Origin of the sequence: Cupriavidus sp. OTU4054 (assembly GCF_038440175.1) — a bacterium.
Taxonomy (GTDB): domain Bacteria; phylum Pseudomonadota; class Gammaproteobacteria; order Burkholderiales; family Burkholderiaceae; genus Cupriavidus; species Cupriavidus pauculus_D.
Genome location: NZ_JASATF010000006.1, coordinates 230,061 through 246,712, shown reverse-complemented (window position 1 = coordinate 246,712; position 16,652 = coordinate 230,061). Strand labels below are relative to the sequence as shown.

13 protein-coding genes are annotated in these 16,652 nt (G+C 68.0%); 3 read left to right on the top strand and 10 right to left on the bottom strand.

The window, feature by feature from the left end; all coding sequences use genetic code 11:
• Nucleotides 1–3: 3 nt before the first annotated feature.
• Nucleotides 4–1,650, bottom strand: a complete 1,647-nt coding sequence (locus AAHB16_RS10450) for a methyl-accepting chemotaxis protein (RefSeq protein ID WP_317889560.1) — start codon at nucleotides 1,648–1,650, stop codon at nucleotides 4–6.
• 215 nt (nucleotides 1,651–1,865) lie between these two features.
• On the opposite strand from AAHB16_RS10450, the gene AAHB16_RS10445 reads away from it, so the two are divergent.
• The gene (locus AAHB16_RS10445; protein WP_150375039.1) at nucleotides 1,866–3,194 is read left to right on the top strand and encodes a putative bifunctional diguanylate cyclase/phosphodiesterase; all 1,329 of its coding nucleotides are present in this window, start codon (nucleotides 1,866–1,868) and stop codon (nucleotides 3,192–3,194) included.
• Between the two features lie 302 nt (nucleotides 3,195–3,496).
• Nucleotides 3,497–6,322, top strand: coding sequence for a DUF6600 domain-containing protein (locus AAHB16_RS10440; RefSeq protein ID WP_342050801.1), 2,826 nt, complete (start codon nucleotides 3,497–3,499; stop codon nucleotides 6,320–6,322).
• A gap of 13 nt (nucleotides 6,323–6,335) precedes the next feature.
• Here the strand turns inward: AAHB16_RS10440 and AAHB16_RS10435 are convergent, their stop codons facing one another.
• Nucleotides 6,336–7,772, bottom strand: coding sequence for an MATE family efflux transporter (locus AAHB16_RS10435; RefSeq protein ID WP_150375037.1), 1,437 nt, complete (start codon nucleotides 7,770–7,772; stop codon nucleotides 6,336–6,338).
• Between the two features lie 159 nt (nucleotides 7,773–7,931).
• Between AAHB16_RS10435 and AAHB16_RS10430 the strand changes: the two genes are divergently transcribed.
• Nucleotides 7,932–8,579, top strand: coding sequence for a 2-hydroxychromene-2-carboxylate isomerase (locus tag AAHB16_RS10430; RefSeq protein WP_150375036.1), 648 nt, complete (start codon nucleotides 7,932–7,934; stop codon nucleotides 8,577–8,579).
• Nucleotides 8,580–8,582: 3 nt separating this feature from the next.
• Here AAHB16_RS10430 and AAHB16_RS10425 read toward each other — a convergent pair whose 3' ends face one another.
• From AAHB16_RS10425 to AAHB16_RS10390, 8 genes are all read right to left on the bottom strand, one after another.
• Nucleotides 8,583–9,356 (bottom strand): ABC transporter permease, encoded by a 774-nt coding sequence (locus tag AAHB16_RS10425; RefSeq protein WP_150375035.1) that lies wholly within the window; start codon nucleotides 9,354–9,356, stop codon nucleotides 8,583–8,585.
• On the bottom strand, nucleotides 9,340–10,116 hold the full coding sequence (locus AAHB16_RS10420) for an ABC transporter ATP-binding protein (protein WP_342050800.1): 777 nt from the start codon (nucleotides 10,114–10,116) through the stop codon (nucleotides 9,340–9,342). The genes AAHB16_RS10425 and AAHB16_RS10420 overlap by 17 nt, the downstream gene beginning before the upstream one ends.
• A gap of 17 nt (nucleotides 10,117–10,133) precedes the next feature.
• Nucleotides 10,134–11,471, bottom strand: coding sequence for an acyl-CoA thioesterase/bile acid-CoA:amino acid N-acyltransferase family protein (locus tag AAHB16_RS10415; RefSeq protein ID WP_342050799.1), 1,338 nt, complete (start codon nucleotides 11,469–11,471; stop codon nucleotides 10,134–10,136).
• Nucleotides 11,468–12,547 carry an ABC transporter substrate-binding protein gene (locus AAHB16_RS10410; RefSeq protein ID WP_150375032.1) on the bottom strand — a complete coding sequence of 360 codons (1,080 nt, stop codon included), beginning with the start codon at nucleotides 12,545–12,547 and terminating at the stop codon, nucleotides 11,468–11,470. Before AAHB16_RS10410 ends, AAHB16_RS10415 begins: the two co-directional genes overlap by 4 nt.
• Before the next feature lie 16 nt (nucleotides 12,548–12,563).
• Entirely contained in the window at nucleotides 12,564–14,123 is a 1,560-nt protein-coding gene (locus AAHB16_RS10405) for a class I adenylate-forming enzyme family protein (RefSeq protein ID WP_342050798.1), read from the bottom strand.
• An 18-nt stretch (nucleotides 14,124–14,141) separates the two neighbouring features.
• Nucleotides 14,142–14,561, bottom strand: a complete 420-nt coding sequence (locus tag AAHB16_RS10400) for a PaaI family thioesterase (protein ID WP_109584981.1) — start codon at nucleotides 14,559–14,561, stop codon at nucleotides 14,142–14,144.
• Between the two features lie 41 nt (nucleotides 14,562–14,602).
• Nucleotides 14,603–15,607: a zinc-binding dehydrogenase gene (locus AAHB16_RS10395; RefSeq protein WP_342050816.1), complete on the bottom strand. Its 1,005-nt coding sequence runs from the start codon at nucleotides 15,605–15,607 to the stop codon at nucleotides 14,603–14,605.
• Between the two features lie 61 nt (nucleotides 15,608–15,668).
• Nucleotides 15,669–16,649, bottom strand: coding sequence for an ABC transporter substrate-binding protein (locus AAHB16_RS10390; RefSeq protein ID WP_342050797.1), 981 nt, complete (start codon nucleotides 16,647–16,649; stop codon nucleotides 15,669–15,671).
• Nucleotides 16,650–16,652: the final 3 nt, after the last annotated feature.

Sequence of the window (16,652 nt, the reverse complement as noted above, 5' to 3'; positions counted from 1 at the left end):
CGCTCAGACCTTGAAGCGGGACACGCCGCTGCGCAGTTCGTTGGCCGTGAGCGTGAGCTCGTCGATCGCCTGGCTGGACTGGCGCAGCGACTCGACGGTCTGCTGCGCGGCCTCGGACAGCTGCATCAGCGCCTGGTTGATCTGCTCGGCACCGCCGGCCTGTGCCTGCATGCCTTCGTTGACCATCTGGACGCGCGGCGCCAGCGACTGGATCTGGCCGATGATCTGCGACAGCTGGTCGCCGACCTGCGTCACCTCCGACATGCCACGGCGCACTTCTTCCGAGAACTTGTCCATGCCCATCACGCCCGCGGCCACGGCCGACTGGATCTCGCGCACCATCTGCTCGATGTCGTAGGTCGCGACAGCGGTCTGGTCGGCCAGGCGCCGGATCTCGGTGGCCACGACAGAGAAGCCGCGGCCGTACTCGCCGGCCTTCTCGGCCTCGATCGCCGCGTTCAGGGAGAGCAGGTTGGTCTGGTCGGCCACGCGGGCGATGGTCGTCACCACCTGATTGATATTGCCGGCCTTCTCGTTGAGCGTGGCCAGACGGGAATTGACCGAACCGGCGGCGTCCATCACATGGTGCATGGTGGTTTCCATGCGCGACAGGCCCACCTGACCCGTACCGGCCAGCCCCGCGGTCTGCTCGGCGGCGTGCGATACCTCGCTGATCGTGCGAACGAGGTCGCGCGCGGTGGCCGAGATTTCGCGCGAGGTCGCGCCGATCTGCGTGGTCGTGGCGGCCGTCTCGGTCGCGGTGGCCTGCTGCTGCCGCGCAGTGGCGGCAATCTCGTTGACCGAGGTCGTGACCTGGATGGCCGAGCGCTGGGCCTGGCCGACCAGCCCCGTCAGTTCGCCGGACATCTGGTTGAAGCCTTCCTCGACGGCAAGGAATTCGTCGCGGCGGGCCAGCGCCATGCGCTGGCGCAGGTCGCCGCCGCGCATGGTCGCGAGCAGCGAGACGATGGTCCGCATCGGGACGGTGATCGCACGCAGCAGCAGATAGCCGCAGACGGCCGCGGCCAGCACGGCGATGGCCAGCGCCACCTCGATGCTGATCTTGGCCGCGTCCACGGCGCTGACGATGCTCGCCGCCGCCCGGTCGTTTACCGCGGTGTTGTCGTCCACGAGTTGCTGCAGCAGCTTGCGGCCATCGAACCAGAGGTCGTGGGCGGTGCCGCGCAGCGCGGCTTCGGCCGTGGCGGTGTCCTTCCACCGCAGCGGATCCATATAGGGGAGGGCGGCCTGATCGTATTTGGCCCGCACCTGCTTGAAGGCCTCGAAGCGCGCGCGGTCTTCCTCGCGCGCGATGGAAGCCTCATACATTTGTTCCAAACGATCGAAACGCTGGATCGCGTCCTTGGTCTGCGCCAGCAGCCGGCCGCGCTGGCCTTCGTCGGCGGCGGTCACGGTCTGCCACGCCAGCACGTAGATCTCGCCCCAGACGCCGCGCAGGCCGGCGCTGTAGGTCAGGCCCGGCAGCGCGTCGGTACGCATGACGGTGGTCTCGTGCTCGATCTTGCTCAGCCGGTTGTACGACACCACGGCCATCAGCGTCATGACCAGCAAAATAAAGGTAAAGCTCGCCAGGATGCGCGTTCGGATGGTCCAGTGCTTCACGATGATGCTCTTGTTATGAGATGTCATATCCCCGGCCGGCGCGTAACCATTCCGACCGGAGGGACGTTGCGGCGTAGGGTACGCGAAGCCCCAACCCATTTCAACGACGCCCGCAAGCCGCCTTGCGGCGACGTTGCGCGGTTGCGCCGCCGATTTGAGACGCTTGATTTTTCCATGGTTTTCGTCACACTTGCCAAATAGCTGAAGCGCGCACAATGTCATTCACAACAGATAGGGCAGGAATGGTGGCCAAGTCGGAGGCAAAGGCGACTGGCGCCTTGCCGCCGGCGGACCTCGATCCGCTGACCGGCGTGGTCGCCCGCCAGGCATTCTTGAAGCGGCTGGAAACGCGTCTGCAGACGGACGCGACGCCCCGTTTCGCCTTGCTGCTTGTGGGGATCGACGACTTTCGCGCGTTCAACGACATGCATGGCCACGCCGAAGGCGACCTGATTCTCCAGCACGTGGCCCGTCGTCTCAAGGATGCCTCGCCGCGCGATGCGGTGATCGGCCGCGTCGGCGGCGACGAATTCGGCGTCCTGCTGACGTCCATTTCCGACCCCACTCTGGTGCGCCACGTCAGTGCCGCGATCCAGTCGATGCTGTCCGCCCCGTATGAAATGGCCGGCCGCCGCCATCATGTGCTGGCCAGCGTCGGCGCGTGCGTGCTGCCGGCCGGCGGGGATACCGCTTCCGACGTGCTGGCCGCCTCCAGCCTGGCGCTCGCGCGCGCCAAGCACGATGGCGGCCGGACAATCCGTTTCTTCAAGCCGCAGATGCGCACGGACGTGACGACGCGCCTGTCGCTGGTCCAGGCCCTGCGCGAGGCCTATGCCCAGCGGCAGTTCGAGCTGCTGTACCAGCCCCAGGTCGATCTGCGGGACGGGCGGGTGCTCGGTGCCGAGGCGCTCATGCGCTGGCGCCATCCGACGCTCGGCCTGCTCACGCCGGCCGCGTTTATCGACGCGCTGGCCGCCAGCAGCGTCGCCAGCGACGTCGGCATGTGGCTGCTCCATACGGCCTGCGCGCAGGCGCGGGCGTGGTCGCTCCAGTTCGGCGAGGAAGCGCCGCGCGTCGCCATCAACCTGTTTGCCGCCCAGCTGGCCGAAAGCCGGCTGCTGACCGAAGTCCGGCACGTGCTGCGCGCGCTCGAGCTGCCGCCCTCGCTGCTCGAGATCGAGATTACCGAAACGATCGCGCTCCAGCAGGGGGACGACGTTTCCGACCAGCTCCAGGCGCTGCGCCGCGACGGCGTGACGCTGACCTGCGACGACTTCGGGACGGGCTACGCCTCGCTGTCGTTCCTCAAGTCGTTTCCCGTGGACCGGCTCAAGATCGACCAGTCCTTTATCCGCAACGTCGTCGATGACGGCGTGGACGCCGCGATCGTCAATTCCGTCATCACGGTCGGCAACAGCCTGGGCATCGGCGTGGTGGCCGAAGGCGTGGAGACCGCGGGCCAGCGCGACTTCCTGCTCGCGAACGGTTGCTACGAGGCGCAGGGCTACCTGTATGGCCGGCCGATGGCGCCGGATCGCCTGACCGATTTCCTGCGCAACCAGCCGCGCTGAACGTCGCGCCCCCCTCGCTTCTTCCCCGGTTGGTGCGGCGCAGCAGTAACCCTCGAATGGCGCTCCGACTGCAAGACTTGTTTCCGTGTGCGTCCGCCTGCGGGGACGCTGTCCGCCGTCGCCGCCCGGGCAGCCGCCCGCCGCCGGCCTTGGCGGGAAGGATGCCCCGCCGGCGTGCGGGCACGGGGAAATACGTGCTTACAAAGTCCTCCCGCGCCGTTGCGCGCCGCGCCCCGTTCCGCATATAGGGTGACAATACGACTGCCGCCTCCGGTGCGGACTCCCTGAACAAGACCGAAGCAATGCGCCCCTTTTCTATCTCCATCGATCCCCAGCGACCGAAGCGTCCGAAGCGTCCGAAGCTTGCGACCTCGTGGCGGCTTGCGCCCGTGGTGCTGGCCAGCGTGATCGCGGCCTCGGCCGGCGCGCAGGGTACGGCGCCGCCGGGGTACGCGCAGGGGTACGCGCAGGGGTACGGACAGGGAGGCTATGGGTACCCACCGGGGCAGGGCGGACAGGATTATGGCCAGCCCGTCGATCCCTCGGGCAATCCGCTCGGCGATCCCGGCAACGCGGCGCTGGGCGCCGACCCCTCGTCGCGGGTGGCCACGCTGACCGATGTCGGCGGCAACGTCAGCTTTGCGCCGGCGGGCTCCGACACCTGGGCGGCGACGGGGCTCAACCGCCCCGTGACCACGGGCGACCGGTTGTGGGTCGATCCCGGTGGCCGGGCGGAACTCCATGCGGGCTCGACGGCGGTGCGGCTGGCCGGGGCGACCGCGGTTTCCGTGCTCAATCTCGATGACGACACCACGCAGGTCAAGCTCACGCAGGGCACGCTGCAGTTGCGCGTGCGCGCGCTGCCGCAGGGACAGACGGTCGAGGTCGATACGCCGAACCTGGCATTCGTGCCGAGCGAGCCGGGCGACTACCGGCTGGATGTCGCGCCCGATGGCAGCACCACGACGGTCACGATGCGGCATGGCCGCGCCGTGCTCTATGGCGACAGCCGCTCCACCGAACTCGAGCGCGGCGAGCGTGTGCGGTTCGCCGGAACCGATCTGGCCGACGCCGGCGCGGGCAATCTTGCGCCGACCGATGCGTTCGACCGCTGGACCGCGGACCGCGATGCGCGCGAAGACCGGTCGGTGGCGGCGCAGTATGTCCCGCGCGACATGACCGGCTATACGGCGCTCGACGATTACGGCGACTGGCAGCAGGACGCCGACTATGGCGCGGTCTGGTTCCCGCGCGCGGTGTCGCCGGGATGGGCGCCGTATAGCGTGGGGCAGTGGGCATGGGTGGCGCCCTGGGGCTGGACGTGGGTCGATGATGCGCCATGGGGGTTTGCGCCGTCGCACTATGGGCGTTGGGCGCATGTGGGCAATCGCTGGGGATGGGTGCCGGGGCCGGCCAACGTGCGGCCCTATTATGCGCCGGCCGTGGTCGGCTTTATCGGCAGCTCGACGCAGATCCGCATCGGCGGCGGGCCCGGCGTCGCGTGGTATCCGCTGGGGCCCGGCGAACGGTACCGGCCGATCTATCGGTCGAGTCCGACGTATCTCACGCGCATCAACTATGGGGCGCGCGACTGGAACGGGCGTGGCGATCGGGATCGCTGGTTCAACCGGGGCGTGCCCGGCGCGATCACGGGCATGCCGGCGCGCGGGTTCGTCGAAGGGCGGCCGTCCGCGCCCTATCGGGCAGGCGGGCACAACGACGAGTGGCGCCGGATTCCCGGTGGCGAGGCGCATGGCGGACCCGCGATCGCCCCGGTCAAGACGAGCCTGATCGGCGGTGCGCCGGTTCGCAATCTTCCGCCGCAGGCGCGGCAGACGTTCGATCGCGAGGCCATCGCGGCGCGGGCGCCGGGGTTTGTCCGGAGCGACGACCTCGCGCGGCGGTTTGCGCGGGAAGGCGGCACGGCGGGCGCCGGTCCGGCATGGCGCGGGCCGCAGGTGCCCGATGCACGGCAGCCGGGCCGCTCGCCGCAGCCCGTGGCGTCGTATTCGGATGTGCGGGTCAGTCAGGCGGCGCAGCATCCGCGCGACCGGCAGTCGTGGCAGCAAGGGCAGCCGGGCCGACCGGGTCAGCCGCAGGGGTTCGTTTCGGCGCCCGGTGCGGCGGACAACGGCCGCACCTACTCGACGCGGCCGGATCAGATGCGAGGCCTGCCGGCCGAGGCACAGCGCCAGCAGCAGGCATTGCAGCGGCAGCAGTTCGAGCAGCAACGGCAGTTGCAGGAACAGCAGCGGCAGGGACCGGATTTCCAGCGGCAGCAGCAACAGGCATTGCAGCGGCAGCAGTTCGAGCAGCAACGGCAGTTGCAGGAGCAGCAGCGGCAGGGACCGGATTTCCAGCGGCAGCAGCAACAGGCATTGCAGCGGCAGCAGTTCGAACAGCAACGGCAGTTGCAGGAGCAGCAGCGGCAGGGATCGGACTTCCAGCGGCAGCAGCAACAGGCGTTGCAACGGCAGCAGATGGAACAGCAACGCCAGCTCGGCGAGCAGCAGGCGGCGGGCGACCGCGCGCGACAGGATCAGCAGCGGGCATTTACCCAGCAGCGGCAGCAGCAGGATGAGCAGCGGGCGGCCATGCAACGGGCCCAGATGGAGCAGCAGCGCGCGCAGGACATGCAGCGGCAGCAGCAGGACCAGCAGCGGGCGGCGATGCAACGCGCGCAGATGGATCAGCAACGGGCGCAGGACATGCAACGTCAGCAGCAGGACCAGCAAAGGGCGGCGATGCAGCGCGCGCAGCAGGAGCAGCAACGCGCGCAGGACATGCAGCGGCAGCAGCAGGATCAGCAGCGGGCGGCCATGCAGCGGGCTCAGCAGGAACAGCAACGGGCGTTCGAGCAGCAGAGGCAGCAGCAGGATCAGCAGCGGCAGGCGATGCAACGCGCGCAGCAGGAACAGCAGCGCGCGCAGATGGAGCAGCAGCGGCAACAGTCGATGCAGCGCCAGCAGATGGAACAGCAACGCCAGGCGCAGGAGCAGCAACGGCAGGCATTCGAGCAGCAGCGTCAGCAACAACAGCATCAGCAGCAGCAACAACAACAACAGCAGCAACAGCGTCAGTTCCAGCAGCAGCGCGGCCAACAGGCCCGCAACGAAGACCGTCGCTGACGGAGACGCGTGCTCAGCGCCTCGGGGCGCTGGCCAGCGGCTTGCTCCCCTCTCCGTCAGGGAGAGGGGCCGGCGGAGTCGGCACCCAGGGCACCGCGTTCACCGCGGCAAAGATCGCGAGCCCCAACACCAGCGCCGCGAAAAACGCCCCGAGCTCGCCATGCCATAGCGTCAGCGTCAAATACCCGAGCAACCCGATCACCGCCACCCGCGACACGGCCGCGATGACCGACCATCCCAGTCGCCGCGCGCCCTGCGAAGCGAAATACAACGCCAGCCCAAGCCCGAAGAGCCCATACGCGGGCGCCACCGCCCGCAGATACGCCGCGCCCATCCGGATCGCCTCCTCGTCCTGCGTGAAGAGCGAGAGCCATGCCGCCGGCCAGATCGCCGCGGCAAGGCCGATCAGCTCGCACAACCCGGCGGCGACCAACGCGCCCGTCCATGCCACCCGCCGCGCCCGCGCATGCTGCCCGGCGCCCGTGTTCATGCCGACCATCGCCACCATCCCGGCCCCGAAGCCAAAGATCAGCGGCACCAGCAGATACTCGAGCCGGATACCGAGCCCGAAGCCCGCCAGCGCATGCGGCCCGTGCATCCCGATCATCGCCGTGGCGGTGATCACGGACAGATTGATCATCAGGCTGTTCACCGCGGCATAGATGCCCACGCCGAGAATCTCGGCAAACATCGACCACCGCAGCCGATGCGCGAACGACAGCCGGATGCCGCCATATCCGCGCAGCAGCGCCACCAGCAGCACCACGAATCCCACCGCGTAATAGCAAACGAGCGCCAGCCCGGCCCCGGCGATCCCCATCGGCGGAATCGGCCCGGCGCCAAAGATCAGCACCGGCGATGCCACCACGAGGACCAGCACGCCACCGGTGACCACGGCAGCGGGTAGCAGCATGTTTCCGGTGCCGCGCAGAATGCTCGCGAACGCATTGAGCAGCCAGAGGAAGGTGGTGCCCAGAAACACCGCGTTGGAGTAGGTGACCGCCGCCGCCAGCGTGCTGTCGCGCCCGCCCAGCGCCCGATAGATATAGGGCCCGAGTCCCAGCATCGCCACGCTCAGCACCACGCCGAACACGATCCCGATCACCGTCGCATGGAGGGCAAGCGCCTCGGCCTCCGCGTGCCGCCCGGCACCCAGCGCCCGGGCGATGGCCGAGGAAATCGCGCCGCCGACCGCGCCGGCGGACAGCATCTGCATGGCCATGACCAGCGGCACGACCAGCGCCGCCCCGGCCAGCGCGGGCACGCCCAGTTGACCGACGTAATAACTCTCGAGGAAGTTCGCGGCCGCCTGTGCGAGCATGACGACGATATTGGGCGCCGCCAGCCGCAACAGCGTCGGCAGGATCGGATCGTTGAGCAGACGCTTTGCCCGCGCGGTCTGGCGGGGCGCGGCGGTGGCCGGGGCGGCGGCGGGTGATGGCTCAGTCATGCTGCGTATCGGAATGCGATTCCGTGTGGGAAACACCGAAACACGGTGCGAATGCGCGAGATTCTATAGTGGCGCCTGAAATCCTGCTTGGTGCGGTTGCAGGATGGATTGCAGTGCAGTACATTGTTCCGCAATACAAAGACAATTCGGAGACCCGACATGCCCGAGGCAAACCATGCGAAACCCGCGGTGAGCGCCCAGTTCTGTTTCGATTTCGGCAGTCCCAATGCCTATCTGTCGCACAAGGTGCTCCCCCGCATCGCGGCGCGCACGGGCGTTCCGTTCGAGTACGTGCCGGTGCTGCTCGGCGGTCTGTTCCGCCTGACCGGCAACCGTTCGCCCGCGGAAGCGTTCGCGGGCATCAAGAACAAGCAGGAGTACGGCCGGCTGGAAGTCCGCCGCTTTGTTGCGCGCCACGGGCTCGATGCCTACCGCCCGAATCCGCATTTCCCCGTCAATACGCTGCAACTGATGCGCGGCGCGGTGGCCACGCGCATTGACGACAAGTCGGATGGGACCTTCGCGCGCTATGTGGACGCGATCTTCAAGGCGATGTGGGAAGACGGGAAGAAGATGGACGACCCCGCGATCTTCGCGGCCACGCTCGGCGAAGCCGGCTTCGATCCCGAGGCCTTTGTCGCGCGTATCGGTCAGGCCGACGTCAAGCAGACGCTGATCGACAACACGCAGGCCGCGTTCGACCGCGGCGCGTTTGGCTCGCCGACATTCTTCGTCAATGACGAGATGTGGTTCGGCAAGGATGCGCTGCCCGCGGTCGAAGAAGAGATCTTGCGTGTGAAGGGCTGACGCTTACTGTTTCCGCGCCTGCCAGAACACCACGCGTCGCTGCAACGCGCGCACGATCTCCGCACCCGTGAGTCCCGTGACCGCGAGCAGAATCACGCCCGCGAACATCGTGGCCAGACTCATGCTGACCGAGGACGAGGCGATCAGATAGCCAAGCCCCTTCTGCGCGGACAGGAACTCGCCCACCACCGCGCCGATCAATGCGAGCGACACGCCGATCTGCAACCCGGCAAAGATATCGCCGAGCGCGGCCGGCAGTTTCACGTGCCATAGCAGGAACCATCGCGACGCGCTGAACGCGCGGCACGCTTCGAGCAGTTCCGGATCGGTGCGCCGGATACCGTTGACCGTGTTCACGAACAGCGGAAAGAAGCAGACCAGCGCGACGAGCACGATCTTCGACGCGGCCCCGAAGCCGAACCAGACCAGGATGATCGGTCCGAGCGCGACCTTCGGCGTGGCCTGCAGGCCGACCAGCACCGGGTAGACGAAGCGTTCGAACGTCTCCGACTCGGCGAGCAACGCCCCGAGCGCGATGGCCAGTGCACAGCCGATGGCATAGCCGCTGAACGTATTGACGAGCGTGGCCCAGATATGCGGCCACAGGCTGCCGCTGGCGAAGCCCGCCGACAGCGCGTCGAAGACGGCCGATGGCGGCGGCAGCAGGTAGTCGGGAATCTGCCAGATGCGTACGGCCAGATGCCAGACGAGGAGCAGTACGCCGAGGCTGATCAGCGGGTAGAGCGGTGCCGGCAGCAGTCTAGATCGGCGAGGCATTGAAGTGTCTCCGCAGGTGTTGGGTCAGCGCCGTGAACGCGGGCGTATCGAAGGTATCGAGCGTCCGCGGGCGGGGCAGGTCGATCTGCAGCGATTCCACGATGCGCCCCGGACGCGGCGACATCACGAGCACACGGTCGGCGAGGAATACCGCTTCCGGAATGCTGTGCGTGATGAACAGCACGGACTTGCGCTGCACACTCCAGATTTCCTGCAATGCGAACGTCAGCGTCTCTCGCGAGAGCGCATCGAGCGCGGCGAACGGTTCGTCCATCAGCAGGAGGTCCGGATCGGGCAGCAGCATGCGCGCAATGCCCACGCGCTGTTGCATGCCGCCCGATAGCTCGAACGGGTATGCCTTGGCGAACTGCGCAAGCCCCACGAGTTCGAGCAGTTCGTCGGCACGGCGCCCGGCGGCGCGCAGATCGAGCCGCTGCGTGCGCGCGGGCAACAGCACGTTGTCGCGTACGGTCTTCCACGGCAGCAGGTTCGGCTTCTGGAACACCACGCCCGCGCGGCGGCTCGGTCCCTCGATGGGTTTGCCGTGCAGGTGGAGCGTGCCCGTGCTGGCCGGCATCAGGCCCGCCGCCAGCCGCAGCAGCGTGGACTTGCCGCAGCCCGACGGACCGAGCAGTGCCACGAATTCCCCGTCGCCGATTGCGAGGTCGATGTCCTTGAGCGCTTCGGTTTCGCCGCTGCGGGTGGGGTAGGTCAGGCCGACGTGCCGCGCGTCGAGCGCGGGAGACGCAATGGGCGACATGACAGGCAACGCCGCGGTCATGCCTGTTTGCCCGTTGTCACGGCATCCGCGAGGAATGCCAGCACCGCTTCCCACGACTGCGCGCTCGCCCGAGCATTCGCTTCCGCCGTACCGCCGCCATCGAGCAGCAGGCCCGCCACCGGATGGGGCTTGGCAATCAGCGTCGCCGGCAGTTGCGGCACCCCGATCGCATGCCCCGCGCCCGTGCCGACCACATGCTTCACGGGCCAGCGCGCGCCGTGCTCGCGCAGCGTGCGTTCCACCTGCTCGCTATACAGCGTGGACGGCCAGAAACCGTCGTCGGTGCCGGAGATCAGCAGCACCGGCCCACGAATCTGTTCGACCGGAATCCGCGCGGCCGCGACGAAGTCCGCGTTCCGCAATACCGTGTGGAACGCGGCCGCCTGCCGGACCGGCTGCCCCGGCGCGGCGGGCGCGTCGAATGCCGACCAGTCGGCATCGGGATTGCCGCGCCAGACATTGGGCAACGGCTCGCCGCGCCAGGTCCATGCCGTGGCGTCGCGCGGCGCACCGGGCTTGCCCGCGCGCAACGTGCCGTTGACGACGGCGCTCGGCACATAGGCGATGACGGCCGAGACGAGTTCCGGAAAGCGCGCGCCCAGCAGCAGCACGAGCTCGCCGCCGCGCGAGACGCCCGATACCGCGACGAAGCCATTGGCCGGCTTCAGCGTCGCGTGCATCCATTGCAGCGCGCTTTCGAAATACTCGAGCGGGGTGTCGTCGATATGGTCGGGACGTCCCGGTGCCTTGAAATATCCGAGCGCAAGCGCCGTGTAACCGCGCGCCGCGTAGAGGGCCGCGCGCTGCTCGTGCATGCCGCCGCCGGACCCCGCCAGCACGAGCACGGCCGGATGCGGGCCGTCGCCCGCCGGCGTATAGAGCGTGCCGGTCAGGCCCGCCTCGCGGACCGGGCGCAGTGCGACGCCCAGCCCCAGAAAGCGCAGCGTGTACGTGGCCGATGCCCGCGCGCCGTGCTCGCCCGTGGCGGACAGCACGATCTCCAGCGGGTTCACGTCCTCGCTCAGTTGAGGGCGTACGGGCGCCTGCGTGCGCTGCATGGCCCAGACCGGGGCGGTGGCATCCGCGATGCGCCAGTCTCCGGCGATCGGAATGACGCGCGCGATATCGATATCGCCATCGGCATCGGCGATGAACTCGGCATGGCTCTGCCATGCGCTGCCATCGGGATGCGCGAGCGTGGCGTCCAGTGCCACGCGCTCGCCCGCGCGAAAGCCGCGCACGACGATCTCGCGGGGCACATCGACGAGGGCGTCGGCGGGCGTGACCGAAAGCACGGGCGTGCCGGTGGCCAGTTCGTGGATCGTTCCGCTCATTGCGCCGCCTTTGCCCGGCGCAGCAATGCCGCGCGATCGAAGTCGGTGAACGCGGGCACGAACTCGTTGCTGAAGATCTTCTGCAGCGGGACATCCGCGCTCGGATACTCGCCGGCCTTGGCCATGGCATCGATGCCGCGCTGGATGGCGGCCAGGTCGTACTGCCCCGGCACACGCGCGGCGCCGGCGGGCGTATGCAGGACGCGCTTGAGGCGGCGGCTCAGCAGTTCGGTGGCCTCGGCGAGATTCTTCGCTTCATCGCCGGCGGGCCTGGCCTCGGGGTTGTGCTTCCAGAAGGCCTTGACGCAGAACGTCGGGTTCGCCTCGCACACGAGTTGCGCCTGCGTATAGGCGCGGCCGAAGCGCCGTACGAGATCGGGCTGGTCGCGCAGCGTGTCCACGTGGGCGATAAAGCCATTGCCGGCGGTTTCCTGGAATACCGGCGGATAGGCGATGCGGCGGATCTTCACGCCCGAGAACTCGAGCTGGTCGTCCCAGCTGCTGTTGAAGTTGAGCGCATCCACCTTGTGCGTGCGCAGGGCCTGGAAGCCCGCGCCCAGCGCGCCGACGGCCACGTACTCCACGTTCTTGCCGGGTTCGAGGCCCGCCGTGCGCAGCGCCGCGCGGCCGCCGGGAATCGTGCCCCATGTGAGCGCGCCCACGCCGATCTGCTTGCCCTTGAGGTCGGCAAGCGTCTTGATGGGCGAGTCCGCCAGCACCGCGAACTCCATCGTGTTGCCGGGCACGCCGTTGTAGAAGTAGCGCAGAGGCAGCGGATCCTTGCCCGAGAAATAGCTGGCGATCACGGGTTCGGAGGTCGGATAGCCGAACGTCACGCGCTTGCCTGCCACCTGCGGCAGCAGCGCGCCCGCGCCCTGGAACACGATGGTCTTGACGCTGAGGTTGGCCTCCTTGAACAGTCCGAGCTCCTCGGCGGCCGCGTAAGGCGCGCCGTCGTGCACGGCGGGCGGAATGGCCAGCGCGACGGTCACCTCGTCGAGCGCGAACGCGGGTGCCGCGCACGCGGCAAGAAGAGAGAAGGCCACGGCGCGAGCCGCCGGGTGCTGGAAAGACATCGGAATACTCCTGCGGTTAATGATGGGCGTGCTCGCCGCCAAGGCGCTGCAAGGCATCCTCGGTCAGTGCGCGCCGGTCGATCTTCTGCGTGGCCGCGAGCGGCAGCGCATCCACGAACCAGATGCGTCGCGGATGCTCGTAGGCGGCCAGCTGGGTCAGCGAGAACGCCTTGAGTTCGTCTTCGCTGGGGACGGCATGGCCCGGGCGCGGCACGACGAATGCCACGGGCTTGGTGCCCTTGATGTCGTCCGGCACCGGCACCACGCTGGCCTGCTGCACGGCCGGATGACGCTCGAGCGCTTTCTCGATTTCGCCGGGATACAGGTTCTCGCCACCGCTCACGAACATGTCGTCGCGGCGGCCGACGAACGTGTAGAACCCGTTGGCATCGCGACGGAACACATCGCCGGTCACGTAATAGCCGTCGGGCGTGAATGGCGACAGCTCGGGACGCTGGTGGTAGCCGAGCATCAGGCCCGGACTCTTCAGTTCGAGCACGCCTTCCTCCGCGGCCTGGCCTTGCGCGTCGACCAGCCGCATCTGCACGGCCGGATGCGCGGCACCGACCGATTGGGTGGGCGTGGGCAGGCCGTCGGGGTGCGGACCGAACACGACCGGACCGCCTTCGGTTGTGCCGAACGCGTTGATCACGCGCGCATTGGGCAGCAGCTTGTGAATCTGTTCGAGCAGGCTGGGGCTCACGGGCGCGGAGCCCATGCGTACCACGCGCACGCTGCCGAGGTCCGTCTGCGCGAGCAGTTCGCGCTCGCGCAGCATCATCGCGATCATCGGCGGCACGGCCGTGAGCCATGTGCAGCGATAGCGGGCGATCGCGCGGATATACGCGGCCGCCTGGAACTGCGGCAGCAATACGGCCGGCGCGTGGCTCGCGAGCGTCAGCAGGATGAGCGCGAGCGCATTCATGTGGTACAGCGGGGCGGCAATCAGTACGCGCTCGTCGGCCAGCGGTGTGGCCGCCTGGCGTGTGCGTACGACCCAGCGATGGGACGCATGGCTCAGCAGGACACCCTTGGGACGTCCCGTGGAGCCGGACGTATAGAGAATGAGCGCAAGATCCCGCTCGCCGGGCTCGAATGCCTCGAATGGCTCGGCATTCGGCTGCGCGACGGCCAGGGCGGCGAACGCCGCCGAGCCGAACACGAGGTGCGGCAGGGCGGCCGGCACCTGTGGCGCGCGCGCGGCGTCGCACAGCACGAGGCGCGCGCCGCTGTCGGCCAGGATGTACTCGACGATCGTGGCCGGCAGCTTGAAGTTGACGGGCACCGCCACGAGCCCCGCACGGACGATGCCGAGCAGCGAGACGACGTAATCCACCGCGTTCACGCCGAGCAGCGCCACGCGATCGCCGGGCACGAGCCCGCGCGCGAGCAGCCCGCGCGCCATGGCATCGGCACGCGTGTCGATCTCGCCGAAGCTATGCTCGGTGGCATGGCCTTCCAGATCGAGGCCCACGATCGCGGTGGCGGCACGGTCGGCACCTCGATCGATGATCCGACCGAGGTTTCGACTGACGTTCGGGCTGGAATCAGGGATGAAACTCGAGCGCTCGTCCATGATCGTATCCGTGTCCGGTCAGGCGGCAGGCGTCGAATAGACGCCGCGGCCGCTGGCCACGAGCCGTCCTTCGGCGTCGAACACGCTCGCCTCCGCGACGGAGACCTGGCGGCCGGTCTTGATGACCTTGCCGACGACCTTGAGGTCGCCGCGCGCGGCACGGTGGTAGTCCACGCGCAGGTCGATCGTCGGCACGCCCTTGCCGGTGTGCGAGACGAGCGCCCAGTCCGCGCCGAGGTCCACCAGCGCGGCAAGAATGCCGCCATGGATATAGCCGCCCTCGACGTTGACGACCCATTCGTCGCGGAACTTCGCGGTGATGGTGATCTCGCCGTCGGCGACGTTCTGGACTTCGAGGCCCAGCCATTGGTGATAGGGGCCGCGCAGCAGGCGTGCCTGCACGTCGGCGGCGGTCGGAAGGGTGGTGTTTTCGGACATGATCGGGGGTATGGGAAGTAAGAGGGAATCAGGCGTGACGCTCAGGGCGTGACAATCACCTTGCCGAGCACGGCGCGATCGCGAATCAGCGCGAGGCCGTCGGCGGCACCGGTCAGCGGTACCACGCTGTCGATGACCGGATCGAGCTTGCCTTCGGCCACCAGCGCGAGCAGCGCCTTGAGGTTGTCGTCGTAGAAGCTGTTCGAGCCCTTGATGTTCAGCTCGAAGCTCCATACGTAGCGCAGATCTTCCTTCGGGTCGTGCCCCGCGGTGGCGCCGCACACGAGCAGCGTGCCGCCGCGCTTGAGGCTCTTGATCGACGGCAGCCACGTGTCGCCGCCCGTGAAGTTCACCACGACATCGACGCCGCCGTCGAAGTTGCGGCGCTGCGGCTTGCCGTAGCGCTCGATGACCCATTTGCCGAAATCGACTTCGCGGTAGTTGACGACATGGTCCGCGCCGATCGCCTTGAGCTTTTCGCCTTTCTCGTCGCTGCCGGCCGCGGCAATGACTTCCGCACCGAGCATCTTCGCCAGCAGCACCGTCGCCGTGCCGACACCACCGCTCGCGCCGAGCACGAGCACCTTGTCGCCGGCCTTGACCGTGTTGTGCGTGATCAGCATGCGATGCGCGGTGCCGTAAGCCACCGGCAGCGCGGCGGCCTGCTCGAACGTCACGTTCTCGGGCAGCGCGATCAGCTGTTTGGCATCGACCCGCGCGTACTCGGCCATGCCGCCGTCGACCATCTCGCCCATCAGGCCCACGCCGGGCTTCAGCGGATTGACGAGCACGCGATCGCCGATCTTCCAGCCGGACACGCCCTCACCGATCTCGGTGATCGTGCCGGCGAGGTCCAGCCCGATCACGACGGGCAGCGGCACCTTGATGCCGGGCATGCCCTGAACGGTGAATACGTCGTGATAGTTGAACGAGGACGCGCCGACGCGGATCACGACGTGACCTTCGCCTGCCGTGGGAACGGGCTTGTCGCTGACGACGCGAAGTTGATCGAGGGTACCGTGCGCATCGAGAACGAGCGCCTGCATGGTTTGGCTCACGGGATGTTCCTTGCTTGGGGGAAGAAAAAAGGGGGGCGAATCTAACCAATTACTTGAGCGTCTTCGACTGCTCGTACGGACCGCGCGCGAACAGGTCGTCCTTGAGTTCGCCCTTGACCAGACCGGACTCGACGAACACCGCATGCTGGCGGCGCAGCGTATCGATATCGGTCGGCTCGAAGGCCACGCGGTTCATGTCGTTCCAGTGGCTCACGTAGACTTTGGCGTCGTCGGCGGGCAGGTTGGCCTTCTTCTGAAGGATCTGCACCACTTCGTCGCGGTTGGCGTTGCCCCATGCGAGGGTGTCGCGCAGCGCGGCGATCACGCGTGCCACCGTCTCCGGCTGCTTGTCGATGAGCTCCGTGCGCACGGCGCCCACGCCGATATACGGCACCGCATCGGACTTCGTGAGCTTCTTCCATTCGTCGGCAAACGTGCTGAGCTTGCGCACGGGCAGTTCGCTGCCGAGCTGTGCCACGGTCACGGACCGCAGCGCGGCCGCGTCCACCTGCTTCTGCACGAGGAACTGCGCAAGGCGCGACTCGTTGCCGCCGATCAGCGAGAACTCGCTGCTTTTGATCTGATAGTTGCCCGCGAGCACGGCGCTCGCGATCACGGCCACCGACGAGCCGGCCGGCGACATGCCGATCTTCTTGCCCTTGAACTCGGCGATCGACTGGATCGGCGAGTCCTTCGGCACGACGAACTGCACGTCGGCGGGCTGCGTGGCCGCGAAGATGCGGATGGGCACGCCCGAGGCGGCGGTGCCGAACACGCCAGCCACCGGGGCACCGAACGCGAGGTCGATCGAGCCGGCCGCCAGCGCGCGCAGCGGGGCGTTCACGTCGGGAAAGTGCACGAACTCGGCCTTGATGCCGCGCTTGGCCAGGAAGTCCTTCGCTTCCAGCACGGAGCCGTAGCCCAGGCTCACGCCGCTGGTCCAGTAGCCGATCTTCACGGTGTCGGCGGCGCTTGCGGCGGCCGAGAACAGCGACAGCGCGGCAAAGGTGGCAGTAAATAGCTTGCGCATGAT